Annotated in this window: 15 protein-coding genes and 1 riboswitch; of the genes, 3 read left to right on the plus strand and 12 right to left on the minus strand. The window is 38.4% G+C overall.

What is annotated here, in order from left to right; all coding sequences use genetic code 11:
* Positions 1–155: 155 nt before the first annotated feature.
* The 3 genes from gldA (at position 156) to RNZ46_RS04295 (ending at position 4,472) form a co-directional block, all read left to right on the plus strand.
* Positions 156–1,052: a gliding motility-associated ABC transporter ATP-binding subunit GldA gene (gene gldA / locus RNZ46_RS04285; RefSeq protein ID WP_316984141.1), complete on the plus strand. Its 897-nt coding sequence runs from the start codon at positions 156–158 to the stop codon at positions 1,050–1,052.
* 129 nt (positions 1,053–1,181) lie between these two features.
* Complete coding sequence (gene pta, locus RNZ46_RS04290; protein WP_316984142.1) at positions 1,182–3,272, plus strand: phosphate acetyltransferase; 2,091 nt, start codon at positions 1,182–1,184, stop codon at positions 3,270–3,272.
* A 3-nt stretch (positions 3,273–3,275) separates the two neighbouring features.
* Positions 3,276–4,472, plus strand: a complete 1,197-nt coding sequence (locus RNZ46_RS04295; protein WP_316984143.1) for an acetate/propionate family kinase — start codon at positions 3,276–3,278, stop codon at positions 4,470–4,472.
* Between the two features lie 199 nt (positions 4,473–4,671).
* Here RNZ46_RS04295 and RNZ46_RS04300 read toward each other — a convergent pair whose 3' ends face one another.
* From RNZ46_RS04300 to RNZ46_RS04355, 12 genes are all read right to left on the minus strand, one after another.
* Positions 4,672–5,400 carry a head GIN domain-containing protein gene (locus RNZ46_RS04300; RefSeq protein ID WP_316984144.1) on the minus strand — a complete coding sequence of 243 codons (729 nt, stop codon included), beginning with the start codon at positions 5,398–5,400 and terminating at the stop codon, positions 4,672–4,674.
* 14 nt (positions 5,401–5,414) lie between these two features.
* Positions 5,415–6,512: an acyloxyacyl hydrolase gene (locus RNZ46_RS04305; RefSeq protein ID WP_316984145.1), complete on the minus strand. Its 1,098-nt coding sequence runs from the start codon at positions 6,510–6,512 to the stop codon at positions 5,415–5,417.
* Between the two features lie 34 nt (positions 6,513–6,546).
* Positions 6,547–7,500, minus strand: a complete 954-nt coding sequence (gene metF / locus RNZ46_RS04310; RefSeq protein WP_316984146.1) for a methylenetetrahydrofolate reductase [NAD(P)H] — start codon at positions 7,498–7,500, stop codon at positions 6,547–6,549.
* A gap of 474 nt (positions 7,501–7,974) precedes the next feature.
* Positions 7,975–10,647 carry a methionine synthase gene (metH, locus tag RNZ46_RS04315; RefSeq protein ID WP_316984965.1) on the minus strand — a complete coding sequence of 891 codons (2,673 nt, stop codon included), beginning with the start codon at positions 10,645–10,647 and terminating at the stop codon, positions 7,975–7,977.
* Between the two features lie 15 nt (positions 10,648–10,662).
* A complete protein-coding gene (locus tag RNZ46_RS04320; RefSeq protein ID WP_316984147.1) occupies positions 10,663–11,682 on the minus strand; it encodes a homocysteine S-methyltransferase family protein in 1,020 nt (339 codons plus the stop codon).
* A gap of 84 nt (positions 11,683–11,766) precedes the next feature.
* Positions 11,767–11,879, minus strand: a riboswitch (SAM riboswitch).
* Between the two features lie 143 nt (positions 11,880–12,022).
* On the minus strand, positions 12,023–12,913 hold the full coding sequence (cysM, locus tag RNZ46_RS04325; protein ID WP_316984148.1) for a cysteine synthase CysM: 891 nt from the start codon (positions 12,911–12,913) through the stop codon (positions 12,023–12,025).
* Positions 12,900–13,658: a serine O-acetyltransferase EpsC gene (epsC, locus tag RNZ46_RS04330; RefSeq protein WP_316984149.1), complete on the minus strand. Its 759-nt coding sequence runs from the start codon at positions 13,656–13,658 to the stop codon at positions 12,900–12,902. The genes cysM and epsC overlap by 14 nt, the downstream gene beginning before the upstream one ends.
* A 9-nt stretch (positions 13,659–13,667) precedes the next feature.
* Positions 13,668–14,723, minus strand: coding sequence for an NAD(P)/FAD-dependent oxidoreductase (locus RNZ46_RS04335; protein ID WP_316984150.1), 1,056 nt, complete (start codon positions 14,721–14,723; stop codon positions 13,668–13,670).
* Position 14,724: 1 nt separating this feature from the next.
* Positions 14,725–15,309: a precorrin-2 dehydrogenase/sirohydrochlorin ferrochelatase family protein gene (locus RNZ46_RS04340; protein WP_316984151.1), complete on the minus strand. Its 585-nt coding sequence runs from the start codon at positions 15,307–15,309 to the stop codon at positions 14,725–14,727.
* Between the two features lie 3 nt (positions 15,310–15,312).
* Entirely contained in the window at positions 15,313–16,074 is a 762-nt protein-coding gene (cobA, locus tag RNZ46_RS04345; protein WP_316984152.1) for a uroporphyrinogen-III C-methyltransferase, read from the minus strand.
* 6 nt (positions 16,075–16,080) lie between these two features.
* Positions 16,081–18,195: a ferredoxin-like domain-containing protein gene (locus RNZ46_RS04350; RefSeq protein WP_316984153.1), complete on the minus strand. Its 2,115-nt coding sequence runs from the start codon at positions 18,193–18,195 to the stop codon at positions 16,081–16,083.
* A gap of 60 nt (positions 18,196–18,255) precedes the next feature.
* On the minus strand, positions 18,256–19,503 hold the full coding sequence (locus RNZ46_RS04355; protein WP_316984154.1) for a sulfate adenylyltransferase subunit 1: 1,248 nt from the start codon (positions 19,501–19,503) through the stop codon (positions 18,256–18,258).
* Positions 19,504–19,558 lie beyond the last annotated feature (55 nt).

Here is a 19,558-nt window from a genome sequence, read left to right on the forward strand (position 1 = left end):
GTTGACATAATAATTACGGGGCTAAAGTAAATAATATTTCAAGAAATCAAAATAGTATATAATCTTTTTTTCGTTTTTATTAAAAGTTTTAAAGATTTTACAGTAAAACGAATATAATATTAGATAATCATTATTTTTGAATAAATATTTTAAATATGTCTATTGAAGTTGAAGGAATTTCGAAACTTTACGGAAATCATAAAGCATTAAACCACGTATCCTTTAAGGTTGAAAAACCTGAAATTGTTGGGTTTTTAGGTCCCAATGGCGCCGGAAAATCAACCATGATGAAAATATTGACTACTTATGTTAACGCCACAAACGGTGTTGCTAAAGTTAATGGATTCGACATTACCATAAACACACAACAAGTACAAAAAAGTGTAGGGTATTTGCCTGAGCACAATCCGTTGTACTTAGATATGTATATTAAAGAATATTTAGCCTTCAATGCTAATATTTACAAGGTGCCAAAAGCGCGTATCGATGATGTTATTGCGCTTACTGGCTTAACGCCCGAAGTGCACAAAAAAATCGGGCAACTCTCAAAAGGCTATCGGCAGCGCGTGGGTTTGGCAAACGCCCTATTGCACAACCCCGATGTGTTGATTTTAGACGAACCCACAACGGGCTTAGACCCCAACCAGCTTATAGATATTAGAAACCTTATTAAAAGTATTGGCAAAACCAAAACCGTGTTTTTATCCACACACATTATGCAAGAGGTTGAAGCCATGTGCGACCGCGTAATCATTATCAACAAAGGTGAAATTGTTGCCGATAAAAAGCTGAAAGAACTTCGTGAAAGCAAAGAGCAAACCATTATTGTGGAGTTTGATTACCGCGTTGAAGATGCCTTTTTATTAAAACTCCCAAAAGCAGATCGCGTGGTGAACACTTATGATTTTGTTTACGAAATTACGTTTAAAACCACCGAAGACATGCGCTCTCATGTATTTGATTTTGCACACGATAATCAGTTAAAAATTCTTCAGCTCAATCAAAAAAATGCAAGTTTAGAAACTTTGTTTAGGGAGTTGACCACAGAATAACTTTTAAAGTATCGTTTCGGTTTTTTTTAGGTTCGAAAACAGATAACTTTTAGTTTAAAAGCATGACAAAAATCATCTTTCGTAAAGGAAGCAAAGAACTATCTTTGCAAAGGAAAAAAATAATCAAAAATGAGTAAAGGAATTTATGTAGCGACTATTGAACCCAACAGCGGAAAATCTGTTGCCGTACTGGGTTTAATGCGTATGCTTTTAGGAAAAACGGCAAAGGTGGGCTATTTCAGACCGATTATAGAAGACACCGAAGATGGTGAAATGGACAACCACATCAGCACTGTAATCTCGCATTTTGAAATTGATATCAACTACAAAAAAACATTTGTTTATACCCGAAACGAGGTACTGGATTTATACAACCAAGGAAAATCGGGCGAAGTTATCGACGAAATCATTAAAAAGTATAAACACCTCGAAGAACGCTTCGATATTATATTGGTTGAAGGCACCGATTTCTCGCACGAAAATTCTAGTTTGGAACTGGACATTAACATTCTAATCTCCAAAAACTTAGGGTTGCCGGTTATAATTGTATCGCAAGGCGACGGTAAAGATATCAAGGAAATTGTGGACAATGTGCAGTTGGCTCACGACACGTTTAAAGAAGAAGTGGATGTATTGTCGATAATGACCAATAAAGTTAATCCCGATTATCTTACCGAATTAAAAACACAATTAAAAAACCGTATTAATAACGGCACCGATATTAGTGTTATTCCTAAAATTAAAAGTTTAGCGAGCCCAACTTTAAAAGAAATCTTTAAAAAACTAGACGGCACCGTTCTTTTTGGTAAAGACCTAATTAACAATCAAATAGACAATTTTAGTGTAGGCGCTATGCAATTGCGTAATTATTTAACGCACTTAAAAGAAAACGCTTTAGTGATTACTCCCGGTGATAGGGCCGACATAATTTTAGGCGCCCTACAAGCCAACATCTCTAAAAATTATCCAAAAATATCTGGTATTATTTTAACCGGTGGATTAATTCCGGAAGACCCCATTTTAAAATTAATTGAAGGACTTTCGAGCGTAGTGCCCATAATTAGCGCCAAAGAAGGCACTTTCCACGTGACCAATACCATTGGGAAAATAAAATCTAAAATATACGCTGAGAATATCGACAAGATTACAACATCGATTGCCACCTTCGAAAAACACGTTGATACCGATAAATTATCTGAGGATTTAATCACCTTCGAATCCGATATTTTCACTCCAAGAATGTTTCAGTATAATTTATTGCAACGCGCTTTAAAAGACAAAAAACACATTGTATTGCCCGAAGGTTACGACGAACGTATACTACGCGCCACGGCAAGATTAATTGATGCGCATGTTGTAAACATCACCTTAATTGGTGAAAAAGAAAAGATAAAAGAACGTATTGAAAAATTCGACATTGCCTTAGATATTGATGATATTAATATTGTTTCCCCCGTTAAATCCCCTCATTTTGATGATTACGTAAACACATTTTATGAGCTTAGAAAGCATAAAAACGTGAATTTGGATATGGCCAAAGATGTCATGACCGATGTGTCGTATTTCGCCACCATGATGATTTACAAAGGACACGCCGATGGTATGGTATCGGGAGCATTGCACACTACGGCTCACACGCTTCGACCAGCCTTACAGTTTATAAAAACCAAACCCGGTGTTAATATTGTGTCGTCCGTATTTTTTATGTGTTTAGAGGATCGTGTTTCTATTTTTGGCGATTGCGCCATTAACCCAAATCCCAATGCCGAACAGTTGGCTGAAATTGCTATTTCATCAGCAAAAACCGCTAAGAATTTTGGCGTTGAGCCTAAAGTAGCGATGCTGTCCTATTCATCCGGTGCTTCAGGAAAAGGCGAACAAGTGGATAAGGTTAGAAAAGCCACCGAAATTGCTAAAAACTTAGTCCCAGATTTAAAAATTGAAGGCCCCATCCAATACGATGCCGCAGTAGATATGCGCATTGGAAAAAGCAAATTACCGGATTCCGATGTTGCCGGACAAGCCAGCGTGCTTATTTTCCCCGATCTCAACACCGGAAACAACACCTATAAAGCCGTACAACGCGAAACCGGTGCATTGGCTATTGGCCCTATGTTACAAGGCCTTAACAAACCTGTTAACGATTTAAGCCGTGGCTGTACTGCCGACGATATTTATAGCACCGTAATAATAACCGCCATACAATCACAAGACCTTTAATTTATGCAAGTATTAGTTTTAAATTCTGGAAGTTCCTCATTAAAATTTCAACTGTTTCAAATGCCAGAAGAAATCATTTTGTGCTCTGGTTTAATTGAGCGCATTGGGTTTACCGATGCCAAATTCAAATTCAAAACGGAAAATGATACCATTGAAATTGTTGAAAACATTCCCAATCATAAAGTCGGTTTGGAGTTATTGGCCAATCAACTTTTGGATAAAGAAACTGGTGTTATAAAATCTACCGATGCCATTCATATTGTTGGGCATCGTGTGGTACATGGCGGCAGTCATTTTAGCAACACTACTGAAATTACCGAAGCCGTAAAAGATAAAATACAAGCATTATCATCATTGGCGCCTTTACACAATCCTCCAAATTTAGAAGGTATCGAGGTTGCCGAAACTATTTTCCCAAAGGCAAAACAAGTGGCGGTTTTCGACACGGCATTTCATCAATCTGTTCCAGAACACGTGTATAAGTACGCTATTCCCAAAACATTTTCAGAAAAACACAACATTCGTTTGTACGGATTTCATGGTACCAGCCATAAATATGTTTCGGAAAAAGCCATTGCATATTTAGGAAAAAAAGATTCAAAAATCATAAGTATTCATTTAGGTAATGGTTGCAGTATGACGGCGGTTAAAAACGGAAAAAGCATCGACCATTCTATGGGGTTCTCACCTTTGGGAGGATTGGTAATGGGCACACGCTCGGGCGATATCGACCCCGCTTTCACATTTTATTTGGCCGATAAATTAGGTTATAATTTAAACGACATTAATAAACTTTTATTAAAAGAAAGCGGCATGTTGGGGTTAACCGGTTTTAGCGATTTAAGGGATATTGAGGCCGAAGCTGAAAAGGGCAATAAAGCCTGCCAGTTAGCTTTACAAATGAATGTGTACCGCATAAAAAAATACATTGGCAGTTACGCTGCTATTTTAAACGGATTGGACGCTATTGTGTTTACTGCAGGCATTGGCGAAAACTCGCAATTTATGAGGCAAGAAATTTGCAAAGATTTAGATTTTTTAGGCATTGAATTAGATGCGGAAAAGAACAATTGCAGACCCAAAAGCTTAAAAGCCGTTAACACCGAAACATCTAAGGTTAAAATATTGGTCATCCCAACAAACGAAGAATTGGAAATTGCGAAACAGTCGGTCGGGTTGTTTGAAACCATTTCAAATTAAAGCCATAAAGTTTATAAATTAACAAAGGCTAATACTAAAAAAAATGTTTGTCATTCCGAAGGTTACTGAAATCAAAATATAATTTGGTTGAAAGTACTTTGCGAAATAAATGAAGAGGAATCTCATGGCTAAAAGATTTCTCGTCATTCTCCCGATAGCTATCGGGTTTATTCTGTCATAAGCGACAAACCACTAAAATTTACTCAAAAATTAAACGGCCTTTGTACTGCTCTTCAACCTCGATTGTTGCTGGTTTGTTTACGGCAATAACGTTACCAGTTCCCGATATTCTGCCTTTAAGGGATTGTTGCGGATTTACAATCATATCGTTAGAACTTCTATTCCAAATAGCAACCTGTTGAGCCATTAACTCGCGGCCTTCAAAACGCGAGGTACCTGCTGCGAATGTAATATTTAGTCTAGTGGTTTTTCCCGAAATAAAACAATTGGATAGATTATTAAAAACCAATGTGAAGACATTATTATCTATTTGAAGTCTAAAATTGCCGTTGGTAAAAGTATCGGGCGCTCCGTAATCTTCGGATAAAACGGTTAAACTCGGGTAGGTTAAAACCCCATCGGATCGCACGTCGTATTGTGTGGAACTGCGTATTTCGGTAATGCTTGGCGATGTTATATACACTTTGGTTATGCCGTAATCGCGCACGTAATTGCAGGTATTGTTATCGGTAAGTGTTAGTCTGCCGTCAACTACAATTGCCGTAACATCATTCATTAAATTTTCGCCGGTCTCAATACTTACTTTTTGGGTTGGGCCTTCTTTAACGATTAGTTCAATATCGCGGTTTACCAATATTTTATCAAAAGCATCAACGCTTATTTCCTTTTGAATTATGTTTCCTGTTTTCTGAAAACAGTCGTTGGCATTTTCGCTATCGCAAGCGAAAACTAAAAATAATATTGCCATGTAAATTAGTTTTTTCATAACCTAATTCCTATTCCAAATTCAACAGCTTCCGCTTTGGCACCGTGCGATTTTAAAGTTAGCGCTCCAAACCATTTATCGCTAAAATAACGTTTTAACCCAACTCTAAAATAAGTTCTTCCTTCAAAATCAAATGGGTAATAAACGTAATAGCCCAATTGCGTTACTAAAGATGTTTTATTAATAAACAACTCGTGCCCTGCAAAAACGCCAACACGTTTATAATCTTCGTTGCCCGCAACATTTTCCTCCGGAAAGGCCACACTTTTATAATAAATAAGTTCTTTTAAAAAGTTGGAAAAAAACACATCGGCCCCTAATTGAATGGCGCTTTTTCGGTTCAGCCTCTTATCCGCGTAAGCAGAAAAAATATAAAATGGAAATTGGCCGCTACCAACCACATCGCTTTCGTTAATACCGCTTCTAAAGACCATATTGTACTTTATGGGTTGGGTGAACTTGTTATCATCGTTATCTAAAGTGTTTTGATATTCCAAAGTTTCTTCATCTAAATTATAAGTAACGCCCAAATTAAAAGTTACCGAATTTATACTGGTATTGGGTGCTTTTACATTCGCGTTGGAATAGTGAATAAGCGATAATCCCGCTTGTAGCCCAAACCTATCCCAAATGCGTTCCTTTTTATAATTAAGCATCACATAAGTACTGCTCATAAGTTTAGAGCCAAAAGCAATGTTTCTAAAGTTATTTGCTTTATCGTACGGGTTGGTCGTAAACGCTAAGCCTTGACCGATACGCAACATGAGGTTACGTTTTAAAAAATAAAAATTATAATGGGCGTACAACGACGAGACATCGCCCAAAACATCATTCTTTAAATTCTGATAGGCAAAGGACACGCCATAATCGGGATAATTGTAACGCTGTTCCCATTTGTTAAAACCGTATGTTTTTTTGTTCCAACTTAAAATATAACCTTCGGGATGCTCTTTTATTAAATGCAAAATATCGTTGTTATGCAAGGCAATATTACCTTTAAAATAACTTAAATCTATGTACGATGTATGTGTTTTATCTTGCGAAAAAGAAAAGCCAAAAGCTAAACAGAAAACACATAAAATTAATTGGCGCATAAATAGGTTTTAGCCGACAAAAATAGTTTAATTATTAAAACAATGCCGACGCAATGGCTTTTATATTATCGCTTTTTCCCATAGAGTAATAATGCAACACAGGAACACCGGCGTCCAACAGCTCTTTAGATTGCTGTATGCACCACTCCACACCTACTTGACGCACCTGTTTATTGTCTTTACATTTTTCAACTTCATGAATTAAAGTTTCGGGCAAATCTATTTTAAAAACCTGCGGCAACAATTGCAAATGCCTATTTACGGCAATGGGCTTTATTCCCGGAATAATGGGCACGTTAATCCCTGCTTTTTTAGCGGCTTCAACAAACTCAAAGTACTTTTGGTTATCAAAAAACATTTGTGTTACCACATAATCCGCACCGGCATCTACCTTTTCCTTTAAGCGTTTTAAATCGCTTTTCATTGATGGCGCTTCCAAATGTTTCTCTGGATACCCCGCCACACCAATACAAAAATCGGCTTTATCATCAACATCCAAAATACCATGCAAATACTTTCCGGAGTTTAAATCCTTAATTTGATTTACCAATTGCGTCGCATAGGTATGCCCACCTTTTGTGGCCTTAAAATACTGCTCGCCTTTCATGGCATCACCACGCAACGCCATCACATTATTAATGCCTAAATAATGACAATCTACCAATAAATACTCGGTTTCCTCTTTGGTAAAACCGCCACACAACACATGTGGAACGGTATCCACATTATATTTATGTTTTATAGCGGCACAAATCCCCAAAGTACCGGGGCGCATTCTGGTTGTTTTTCTATCAAACAAGCCTTCTTTTTCAATATACACAAACTCTTCGCGCGAGGTGGTTACATCAATAAACGGCGGATTAAACTCCATTAAAGGATCAATGTTACTATATAATTCTTGAATATTTTTCCCTTTTTTCGGTGGGATAATCTCAAAGGAAAACAAGGTTTTTCCGTTCGCTTTTTTTATGTGTTCTGTTACTTTCATTTATTCCTTTTTGTCATTTCCTCGTGTCACACTGAGCTTGTCGAAGTGAAGGCGGAAATCGCATCAATATTTATTCTAATTGTATTTAATCAATCCCGAAACTTCGGGACACAAATTATATCTTATTGCTGTTTTTTAGGGCGTTACCCTTCGCTTTATACCTACAAGGTTTTTATTGAAACCTTGTAGGAAACGCTCACGGTCGGGCTTTCCGTTACAAGTCCTCGCTTCGCCGAAAAAACGGCTGGCTGTGGGCTTTCCACTGCAATCCCTAACGCGCCACTCTTGCACTAACCCCCCCCTAGCCCCTCCAAAGGAGGGAACGCTTACTCTTGATCCAATTTCTCAGACCTGTCAGGTTTTTAAAACCTGACAGGTCTAATAATGTACATCTCCACAATCCATTCCTCCCGAAGTCCACTCTGAGCGCAGTAGAAATAAGGAGGTTAATCCGATAGTTATCGGAAGAGCTTTTTATCCCGCCAAATTAGCGTGCAACCATTTTCGGGCGGTGTCTTTGGCTATGCCTTTTCTTGTTGCATAATCGGTTAATTGGCTATCGGTAATTTTACCGACCCCAAAATACTTAGCTTCCGAATTTCCAAAATAATACCCCGAAACCGCTGCTGCTGGCCACATGGCCAGACTTTCGGTAAGCTTAACCCCAATTCGTTTTTCAACATCCAATAGTTTCCAAATGGTTTGTTTTTCCAAATGGTCCGGGCACGCCGGATAACCCGGTGCCGGCCTAATGCCTTTGTAACTTTCTTTAATTAAATCGTCGTTGCTCAAATTTTCATCAGCCGCATAACCCCAATGTTTAGTACGCACTTGGTGGTGCAAATATTCTGCGAAAGCTTCTGCAAACCTGTCGGCAATCGCTTGCGCCATAATAGCGTTATAATCGTCGTCTTTGGCTCTGTAACTATCGGCCAATTCTTGGGCACCAAAAATACCCACACAGAACGCGCCCATATAATCGGTTTTACCCGTTTCTGCTGGCGCAATAAAATCGGCCAATGCATGATTCGGAATCCCTTCACGCTTTTTTAATTGCTGGCGTAAGGTTCTAAAAACAGCGATTTCTTCACCTTTTTTCTTAACCGAAATATCATCGTCATGTATCGAGTTTGCTTCAAACAATCCAAAAACCGCTTTGGGTTTTAAAAGTTGTTTTGCAATAATCTCTTTAATCATTTCCTGCGCTTCATTGTACATTATTGTGGCTTGTTCGCCCACAACGTCATCTTTTAAAATAGCAGGGAATTTCCCGTGTAAATCCCAGCTTCTAAAAAACGGACTCCAGTCTAAAAACGGCAACAATTCCTTTAAACTTAATTGTTTTAAAACCTGAACGCCCATGGCATTAGGCTTTACAGTTTCAGCTGATTCCCAATCAATTCTATATTTTCTTTGTCGCGCTTCTTCTATCGAAATATATGATTTTTCTTTGCCTCGTTTTAAAAACTTGGTTCTAAAATCATCATAATCCGCTTTCAATTTTGCGGTGTATTCGTGTGCTGATTTTTTATTCAATAAATCGCCAACAACAGTTACCGCCCGCGATGCATCGTTTACATGAACCACGGCATTTTTATACTGCGTATCAATCTTAACCGCGGTGTGTGCTTTTGAGGTTGTGGCACCACCAATAAGCAAAGGCAACTCGAATTCCTGACGTTGCATTTCTTTGGCGAGATACACCATTTCGTCCAACGATGGCGTAATTAACCCCGATAATCCAATGGCATCCACACGTTCGCTAATAGCCGTTTCAATAATTTTTTCTGGTGGTACCATAACACCCAAATCTACAATCTCGTAGTTGTTGCATGCCAATACTACACTCACGATATTTTTACCGATATCGTGCACATCGCCTTTTACGGTAGCCATTAATATTTTACCAACCGGTTCTTGGGCATCGGTTTTTTCAGCTTCAATAAACGGATTTAGATAACCCACAGCTTTTTTCATAACACGTGCCGATTTTACTACTTGAGGCAAGAACATTTTACCTGCTCCAAATAAATCGCCAACCACATTCATCCCTATCATTAAATGTCCTTCAATAACATCAATGGGTTTGTCGACTTCTTGTCTGGCTTGCTCGATATCCTCAATAATAAAAGCGTCAATTCCCTTAACCAAAGCATGTGTAATTCTATCTTGTAAAGGGTTTTCGCGCCAAGACAAATCGACTGTTTTTTCAGTTTTTGAACCTTTTACGGTTTCAGCGAATTCCAACAAACGCTCGGTGGCATCATCACGCCTGTCTAGGAGGACATCTTCTACATGTTCTAATAAATCCTTAGGAATATCGTCATAAACCTCAAGCATCGCAGGGTTTACAATGCCCATATTTATGCCTGCTTTAATGGCATGGTATAAAAATGCCGAATGCATCGCCTCACGAACGCCGTTATTTCCCCGAAATGAAAACGAGACATTACTCACGCCACCACTAACGCTAACATTGGGCAGATTTTCGCGGACCCAACGCGTGGCCTCAATAAAATCGAGGGCGTTTCTGCGGTGTTCTTCCATACCGGTAGCCACAGGAAAAATGTTTAAATCGAAAATAATATCTTCGGACGGGAAACCTACTTTGTTCACCAAAACATCATACGAACGTTTGGCTATTTCAATACGTCGTTCGTAATTATCGGCTTGCCCTACCTCATCAAAAGCCATAACAATAACGGCAGCGCCATAGCGTTTAATTTGCTTCGCTTCCCAAATAAAATTGGCTTCGCCTTCTTTTAAAGAAATGGAATTCACCACACATTTACCTTGCACCACTTGAAGTCCCGCTTCGATGATTTCCCACTTAGAAGAATCAATCATTATAGGCACTTTACAAATATCGGGTTCGGCAGCAATGAGGTTTAAGAAACGGACCATTGCTTCTTTTCCGTCAATTAAACCATCGTCAAAATTAATATCGATAATTTGAGCGCCACCATCAACTTGATGACGGGCAATATCCAACGCTTCATCAAATTTTTCTTCTTTAATTAAGCGAAGAAATTTTCGAGAACCCGCTACATTGGTACGCTCACCTACGTTTATAAAATTACTGTTTTCGTTCAAGATTAGCGGTTCTAATCCTGACAGTTTCATATATTTAGTTTGTTTCACTTTCATCTTCATACATCAATTTTAAAAAGACCCTTCGACTGCGCTCAGGGAGAAAGCTTGCCTTGGTTTATATTTTGCCGCAATATTTGCGATAACGCTAATATGCTTAGGCGATGTGCCGCAACAACCACCAATGATATTGATTAAATTCTTTTTTAAATATTCCTCGATTTGCTCACCCATTTCCTCTGGTGATTCATCGTACTCTCCAAAGGCATTGGGTAATCCGGCATTGGGATGCGCGGAAATAGCAAAATCGGTTTTATTGGCAATGGCTTCTAAATGCGGTTGCATTAAATTGGCTCCTAAAGCACAATTAAAACCTATAGAAAGCAATGGAATATGAGATACCGAAATTAAAAAAGCTTCTGCGGTTTGCCCCGATAATGTTCTGCCCGAAGCATCGGTAATGGTTCCGCTAAGCATAATTGGAATATCTTGATTGCGTTCTTCTTTAACTTCTTCAATCGCAAATAATGCGGCTTTGGCGTTTAAAGTATCAAACACGGTTTCGACCAATAATAAATCGACGCCGCCATCCACTAAAGCTTCAACTTGTTGTTTGTAGGCGATGCGCAATTCATCAAATGTGACCGCCCTATAACCCGGGTCGTTAACATCGGGCGACATGCTTGCCGTACGGTTAGTTGGCCCTATTGAACCCGCAACAAAACGTGGTTTATGAGGTTCTTTGGCTGTAAATTTATCGGCAACTTCTTTGGCTATTTTTGCCGATTGATAATTTAACTCGTAAACCAAATTTTCCATTTGATAGTCGGCCATAGCAATAGTGGTACTGGAAAATGTGTTGGTTTCTACAATATCTGCTCCGGCCTCAAAATATTTTCCGTGGATGGTTTTTATGGCTTCTGGCTGTGTTATTGACAGCAAATCGTTGTTGCCTTGCAGCGGTGTTGGATAATCGTTAAAGCGCTCGCCCCTGAAATCATCTTCCGTAAATTTATAAGCTTGCAACATGGTGCCCATGGCGCCATCTAAAACTAAAATGCGCTCTTTTAAAGCGTTATGGATATTTGACATTTTCTTATATATTTCCAGACCTGTCAGGTTTTGGAAACCTGACAGGTCTATTTATGTCATCAAGAAAAGTTAAGAATTCACTTTTCGTTATCTTTCTAATACTTTAAAATATCAGTAGAATTTAGCACCTTCCCCGAAAAGTCGGGAGGTTGCCAAGGCTTCAACGGGTCTATTCCCTCTACCTTTCTTGATAACAGTAATTATGATTATGAACTATTTTTATTCGCTTTCGCGGAATTTATGCAACAAAAGTACTAACTATATTTTTGTTATCCTACTTAATTTACAACTCTCTCAGACCTGTCAGGTTTCCAAAACCTGACAGGTCTCGATTAAACTGTTATTCAAATAATGAAGATGACAAATATCGATCACCTCTATCGCAGATAATGGCCACAATGATGCCTTCTTTTAAAGTTTCTGCCAATTTTAAAGCACAATGTACCGCACCACCACTACTCATACCTGCAAACACGCCTTCTTCTTTGGCTAAACGCTGTGTCATCGCTTTGGCTTCCTGTTCGGTGACTTCAATAACTTGGTCGACTCTATTTTTATCGAAAAACTTGGGCACATATTCGGGCGACCATTTTCTAATTCCAGGTATGCTGGAACCATCAGCGGGTTGCGCACCCACAATTTGAATGCTCGACTTTTTTTCCTTTAAGAATTTAGAAACCCCTGTAATGGTGCCTGTGGTTCCCATAGCCGACACGAAATGTGTAACATTCTGTTGGGTATCTTTCCAAATTTCCGGCCCCGTGGTTTTATAATGTCCTTTCCAGTTATCATCATTTTCAAACTGATTTAACAACACATAGCCTTTTTCGTCCCTAAGCTGAAAAGCGATATCGCGTGAGCCTTCTATCCCAATATCTGCAGGTGTTAAAACAACTTCGGCTCCATAAGCACGCATGGTTTTTACACGTTCTTCGGTAGAGTTTTCTGGCATAACCAAAACCATTTTCAACCCGAGAAGTGGTGCGATAAATGCGAGAGCAATACCGGTATTTCCGCTAGTGGCTTCAACCAAAGTGCCTCCTTTTTTTACGTCGCCTCTTTTAATCGCTTCATTAATCATATTAAAAGCGGCGCGGTCTTTTACACTTCCGCCAGGGTTATCGCCTTCTAATTTTAAAAACAGTTTCACGTTTTTATTGGAAACAATATGACTTGCTTCAACTAGAGGCGTATTACCGATTTGATTTAATATGGAGTTAACGGATGCCATTCTTTTTGGGTCTTATTTTAATTTCGGTTTTATACGTTACCAATGAGTTTTCCGGAATAGATTCTGTAATCCAAACATTGGCACCAATGGTACTGTTTGCACCAATTTCGATATCGCCGCCTAAAATGGTTGCATTGGCATAAATGGTCACATTTTCCTTAATGGTGGGATGTCGTTTAGTAGATGCCAAATTTTTATTAACCTGCAATCCGCCAAGGGTTACGCCTTGATAGATTTTCACATTTTTTTCGATAACTGAAGTTTCGCCAATAACGATCCCCGTACCGTGGTCTACAAAAAACGATTCGCCAATAGTAGCTCCCGGATGTATATCGATGCCTGTGATACCGTGCACATACTCACTCATCATTCTAGGAATTATGGGCATGTTTATTTTATATAATTCATGGCTAATTCTATAAATAGCGATGGCATGAAACCCTGGATAGGCAAGATAAACTTCTTCTAAACTTTTTGATGCTGGGTCGTTTTTTTCAATCGCCAAGGCATCAAGGTCGAGTTTGCGCCTAACCTCAGGTAAGGCTTTACAAAAAGCATCCCAAGTAGCTGCCCTATCTTCGGCACAGACTTGATTGGCTATCTCAAGAAAATCAATCTTTAATTGCTTCCACACTTTAGGATCTTCTTCATCAAAAAGGGCATAAAACAATTGCTTTGTAAAGTTTTCTACAGTGTCCTTTAATTTAAGATTAAAGCATTTAAAGGGTTTTCCAAATAAACTCATAATATTATATTAAGCTTCAATGGCTCTAACCACAGCTTTTGGAGCTTCTTTACGGGTGCCGTCGAAACCGTTAATACCACTTACCGTCGTGTATTTTAAAACATATTTTTTACCGGGATTGATAATTCTATAAGCCGCTTGACACATTAATGTCGCCTCGTGAAAACCGCAAAGGATAAGCTTTAGTTTCTCAGGATAAGTATTCACATCGCCAATGGCAAATATACCCGGAATGTTTGTTTGGTAATTTAAAGAATTATCTACTTTAATAGCATTTTTCTCTATTTCCAATCCCCAATTTGCGATGGGGCCTAATTTTGGGGATAAACCGAATAACGGAATAAAATGATCGGTTTCTAAGATTTGTGCCTCACCTTCTTTAACAACGGTCACACTTTCAACTTTACCATTGCCGTGGATACCCTTTACTTCGGCAGGTGTAATCAAATTGATTTTTCCCAATAGCTTTAATTCACCAACTTTTTCAACAGAATCCAATGCACCTCTAAACTCGTTTCTTCTATGGATTAGGGTGACTTCTGAAGCTACATCGGCTAAAAATATACTCCAATCTAAAGCAGAATCTCCACCACCGGAAATCACTACTTTTTTATTTCTGTACATTTCAGGGTCTTTTATAAAGTACTCTACGCCTTTATCTTCGTAATCTGCAATACCTTCAATGGCTGGCTTTCGTGGTTCGAAAGAACCCAATCCGCCAGCAATGGCAACCACAGGCGCATGGTGTTTTGTACCTTTATTTGTAGTGACAATAAAAGTACCATCGTCTTGTTTTTCTATGGTTTCTGCACGTTCACCTAAAGTGAACCCCGGTTCGAATTGCTTCCCTTGTTCTAAAAGGTTTTTAGTTAAATCGCCCGCCAATATTTCTGGAAAACCGGGAATATCATAAATAGGTTTTTTGGGGTATATCTCTGAGCATTGCCCCCCAGGTTGCGGCAACGCATCTATTAAATGGCATTTAAGTTTTAATAATCCAGCTTCAAAAACCGTGAATAATCCTGTTGGTCCAGCGCCAATAATGAGTATATCTGTTTTAATCATTTTATACTTCTTTTTTTGCAATTAATCCTTTGGTGAATTCGTTTAGTGTTTCCACTTTTTGCTCGAAATCTCCTTTTATTGTTTTTCTGTATTCATTTAAATTTTGAACTAAATCGTCTACATTCTCTGGGATAACATCCTCAAAAAATTGGCGCAGTCGTTTAGCTGTTGTTGGTGATTTTCCGTTTGTTGAAATCGCCACCTTTACATTACCTTTTGTTACAATACCGCCCATATAAAAATCGCAATACGGTGGGTTATCGGCAACATTTACTAAAATACTTCTTTTTCTACAATGTTTGTAAACTTTTACGTTAACTTTAGGTACGTTAGTCGTTGCAACAACAATATGCTTTCCTTTTAAATAACGCTTATGGTACTTATCCTTTATAAGCGTAACTTGCCCTTTATTTGACAAAGATAAAGTATCTTCTCTAAACATTGGCGATACCATTGTTACACAAGCATCTGGACTGGATTTTAAAAGGAATCTCAATTTTTCTTCAGCTACACCGCCACCGCCAACAATAAGTACGTTAAGGTTTTGTGCTTTTAAAAAAATGGGATATAAATTATTTCTTTCCATGGCCTAAGCTGTTGCAAATTCTTTATAAATAGAATTTAAAACAACGCGCTCTTTAACCACATCGCCAATAACTATTATGGCAGGTGAAGACAGTTGTTTTTCCGCAACAATTTTTTCAATATTACTAATAGTACCGACACCAAATTTTTCATATTCGGTTGTCCCGTTTTGAATGATGGCGATGGCCGTATCTTGCTTGTTTTCTTTTGAAAATACTTTAACTATTTCACTGAGTTTACCCATGCCCATTAAAATAACAACCGTTGCGGTTGATTTTGCTGCCAAGGCCACATCGTTTGATAATTTATGCGCTTTGGTTGTGCCTGTAATGACCCAAAAACTTTCTGAAGCACCGCGTTTTGTTAACGGGATGCCTTGATATGCTGGTACCGCAATGGCCGATGATATACCGGGAACGACATAGGTTTCTAAACCAAACTGTTGGGCATAATCAATCTCTTCGGCACCACGACCAAAAATAAACGGGTCGCCACCTTTTAAACGTACCACATGCCCATGAGACTTTGCCCTGCTTACAATAAGCTCGTTAATTTGATCTTGTTGATAAGCATAACAACCTTTGCGTTTGCCTACAAAAATTAGCTCAGCATCGTTTGATGCATAATCCAAAAGCGCTTTATTAATAAGTGCATCATACAAAATAACATCGGCCAATTCTATAGCTTTAATAGCTTTAAGGGTTATTAAATCCACATCGCCAGGGCCAGCGCCTACAACCGTTAATTTTGGAACTTTAGTGTTCATTTTGTTTTAAACTGCTTTCTTTTGAAGGGTACTTATTTCTTTTTCAGCTTCTCTAAAAGCTCTTACATTATCTAAAAACTGATTGGCATTTTCTATGTATTTTGATGCGAAATCTTTTGTTGGCGCATGCTTTTTAATTTGATAAATCAGCTCTGAAAAAGATACACCTAAATCAATTCTTCCGCTTTCAACGAATAATTCATCAAACTGACTAATGATTCCGGCTTGTGTGTTTGTCTTTTTATTTTCGGCCAATAACAACGCCTTCGCGGAATTAACCAAAGAACTGTAAGCGTGATAAATGGCACTTGAATACACCTTGTTATTGAATGATTCTTGAGCATTTTCAATTTTCTCTTCACTCTCTAAAAACAACGTGGCAATTAAATCGATGACTACACCCGCACATTCACCAATACCAATTTCCTTTACATATTTTTCGGTGTTTCCCCAATCGATAAAATCGGTTTGGGTTAAGTTTGAAACATCCGAAAGGTCGGTTAAAAGATCATAAAAATACTTTTCGCCTTTTTGTTTATAATAGGAAACAAATGGTTTTCCGCTGGCATTGGCTTCAAAATCATTTAAAATTCTACGCAGTGCCTCGGGGCCTCTTTTACTTGGAATTTTCACAACTTTATCTGCAAAAGTCGCATGTCCATCACCTAAATTTCCACCACCCAACAACACTTGTAAAGCGGGCGCCACCAATTTATCTGGCGTGCGAACAGACATGCCTTGAAAACCAATATTAGCCATATTGTGCTGTCCGCAAGCATTCATACAGCCACTAATTTTAATGACCAAATCTTTATTTTTTAAATACTGCGGATATTCTGCTTTTATAACGCGCTCTAACTCATCGGCAATCCCAGTACTGCTTGCTATTCCTAAATTACAGGTGTCGGTTCCCGGGCACGCCGTAATATCCACGGCTTTATTATAACCGGCTTCAACAAAGTCTAATTTTTCTAATTCGGTGTAGAAAAATGGCACTAATTCTCGTTTTACAAATGGAATAACGATGTTTTGACGCAATGTTAATCGTAATTCTCCAGCAGCGTAGTTTTCGACTAAATCTGCTAACAATCGTGCTTTATCGGTATAAAAATCACCTAAAAGGACTTTAATGCCAATAGCCACATAACCATCTTGTTTTTGGGGAATGAGGTTTGTTGATTTCCACGTTTCAAAAGCGTTTTGATCTTTAATTTCAACTTGAGGAATGTTCGTGATTTCAACAGGTTTTGAATACGGATATCCTTTGGCATCAATAACAACCGATTTAAATTCAATGGCATTTTGTTCTTCTTCAACTAAGGTTTTAAAAGCATCTAAGCCAATATCCTTTATTAAGAATTTCATACGCGCTTTGGCACGACTTTTACGTTCGCCGTAGCGATCGAACACCCTTAAAACGCCTTCCATAAGCGGAATGATTTTATCGGTTCCTAAAAAATCATATAACAAATCGGCATGCCTGGGTTGTGAGCCCAATCCGCCGCCAAGCATCACTTTAAAACCACGAACACCATTTTTAATTTTAGCGATAAACCCTAAATCGTGAATGTACGAGAGGCCGGTATCTTCGTCCGAAGCCGAGAACGATACTTTAAATTTACGTCCCATTTCTTGGCAAATCGGGTTACGTAAAAAGAACTTAAAAAGCGCATCGGCATAAGGCGATACATCAAACGGTTCGTTAACGTCGATACCCGCCGTTTCGGAGGCCGTTACATTTCTAACCGTGTTTCCACAAGCCTCTCTTATGGTTACATCGTCTTTATCCAATTGTGCCCAAAGTTCGGGCGTTCTGTTGATATCGACATAGTGAATTTGAATATCTTGACGCGTTGTAATGTGCAATCTCCCTCTGGAATACTCATCTGAAACATCAGAGATTGTACGCAACTGACTAGATAACAACTTGCCGTATGGCAGCTTAATTCGCACCATTTGCACGCCCTCTTGTCGCTGACCGTAAATACCACGTGCCAGTCGCAGGCTTCTAAACTTTTCTTCGTCAATTTTTCCAGTATTGAAAAGCTCAATTTTATTGGCTAATTCAATAATGTCTTTTTCAACTACTGGATTTTCTATTTCTGTTCTAAAACTTTGCATGAGATTCCTTACCTCGTATGAAAGAGGCGTTTTTTTTAGTGTTTATATTATGTTGTTTTATTACTGAATAAAACCTGCGCCAACCGTATTGTTGGATTGGGAATCGATGATTATAAATGAGCCGTTTGTTCTATGGTTTTTAAATGCATCGTAAAAAACGGGCTTGTTTAATTTAAAGCTTACAGAAGCAATATCGTTCATTCCCAAACCGTTTACATCTTCTTCAATCCCCGAATAATCTGGATTTATTTTATGATGGATCGCATCTACTTTCGCCAAAACTTTATTGATTCCGTGCTGAACCACATATTTTTTACCAGCGGTTAATTGGGTTGAATCCATCCAACACACATTGGCTGTAAATTGTTTTTCTATAGTTGGCAAGTCGTTTTCTTTAACAATCATATCACCGCGGCTTACGTTAATATCGTCTTCCAAAGTGATGGTTACCGATGAACGCCTCGAAGCGGTTTCATATTTTTCATCGTAAAAATAAATGTCTTTTATCTTCGATTTTGTTTGCGATGGCAGCACCACAATATCGTCTCCCACACTTAAATTACCGCCGTAAACTTTTCCGGCGTAACCTCTAAAATCGTGAAACTCTTCTGTTTTTGGTCGTATAACATATTGCACCGGGAACCGTGGTGTTCCTATATTAAAAATATCAGCTTTATCAATTTTTTCTAAATGCTCTAACAACGTTTCACCTTTATACCAAGGCATCTTATCTGTTTTATTAACCACGTTATCACCTTTTAAAGCACTTACCGGAATGAAGGTGATTTTCTGATCTTGATAATCACGCTTACTCATCAGCGCCTCAAAATCAGCTTTGATTTTATTGTAAACATCTTCCGAATAATCTACCAAATCCATTTTATTAATAGCAACAACCACATCTTTAATGCGAAGTAAATTATTGATGAAAAAGTGACGATTGGTTTGCTCTATCACCCCTTTTCTGGCATCGATTAAAATGATGGACGCCTGCGATGTTGAAGCACCAGTAACCATGTTTCGTGTGTACTCCACATGCCCTGGCGTATCCGCGATAATGTAACTTTTTTTGGCTGTTGAAAAATAAATATGTGCCACATCAATAGTGATACCTTGTTCTCTTTCGGCCACCAAACCATCGGTTGCCAACGAAAAATCCAAATAATCGTAACCGCGCTGTTTACTGGTTTTTTCAATAGCTTCTAATTTATCGGTGGTTAATGATTTTGTATCGTAAAGAATACGCCCAATTAAGGTGCTTTTTCCATCATCTACACTTCCTGCTGTTGCAATTTTTAATACTTCCATTTTTTATAATAATTTAGGTTCTAAACCTAATTTGTATTTGTTTTAAAAAGATTTC

Origin of the sequence: Hwangdonia lutea (assembly GCF_032814565.1) — a bacterium.
Taxonomy (GTDB): Bacteria; Bacteroidota; Bacteroidia; order Flavobacteriales; family Flavobacteriaceae; genus Hwangdonia; species Hwangdonia lutea.

Coding starts and splice junctions, on each gene's coding strand:
- cobA (WP_316984152.1), bottom strand. CDS start 16,074: ATGAACACTAAAGTTCCAAAATTAACGGTTGTAGGCGCTGGCCCTGGC.
- RNZ46_RS04305 (WP_316984145.1), bottom strand. CDS start 6,512: ATGCGCCAATTAATTTTATGTGTTTTCTGTTTAGCTTTTGGCTTTTCT.
- RNZ46_RS04350 (WP_316984153.1), bottom strand. CDS start 18,195: ATGCAAAGTTTTAGAACAGAAATAGAAAATCCAGTAGTTGAAAAAGAC.
- RNZ46_RS04320 (WP_316984147.1), bottom strand. CDS start 11,682: ATGTCAAATATCCATAACGCTTTAAAAGAGCGCATTTTAGTTTTAGAT.
- cysM (WP_316984148.1), bottom strand. CDS start 12,913: ATGGCATCCGTTAACTCCATATTAAATCAAATCGGTAATACGCCTCTA.
- RNZ46_RS04335 (WP_316984150.1), bottom strand. CDS start 14,723: ATGATTAAAACAGATATACTCATTATTGGCGCTGGACCAACAGGATTA.
- RNZ46_RS04355 (WP_316984154.1), bottom strand. CDS start 19,503: ATGGAAGTATTAAAAATTGCAACAGCAGGAAGTGTAGATGATGGAAAA.
- epsC (WP_316984149.1), bottom strand. CDS start 13,658: ATGAGTTTATTTGGAAAACCCTTTAAATGCTTTAATCTTAAATTAAAG.
- RNZ46_RS04340 (WP_316984151.1), bottom strand. CDS start 15,309: ATGGAAAGAAATAATTTATATCCCATTTTTTTAAAAGCACAAAACCTT.
- RNZ46_RS04295 (WP_316984143.1), top strand. CDS start 3,276: ATGCAAGTATTAGTTTTAAATTCTGGAAGTTCCTCATTAAAATTTCAA.
- metF (WP_316984146.1), bottom strand. CDS start 7,500: ATGAAAGTAACAGAACACATAAAAAAAGCGAACGGAAAAACCTTGTTT.
- pta (WP_316984142.1), top strand. CDS start 1,182: ATGAGTAAAGGAATTTATGTAGCGACTATTGAACCCAACAGCGGAAAA.
- gldA (WP_316984141.1), top strand. CDS start 156: ATGTCTATTGAAGTTGAAGGAATTTCGAAACTTTACGGAAATCATAAA.
- RNZ46_RS04300 (WP_316984144.1), bottom strand. CDS start 5,400: ATGGCAATATTATTTTTAGTTTTCGCTTGCGATAGCGAAAATGCCAAC.
- metH (WP_316984965.1), bottom strand. CDS start 10,647: ATGAAAGTGAAACAAACTAAATATATGAAACTGTCAGGATTAGAACCG.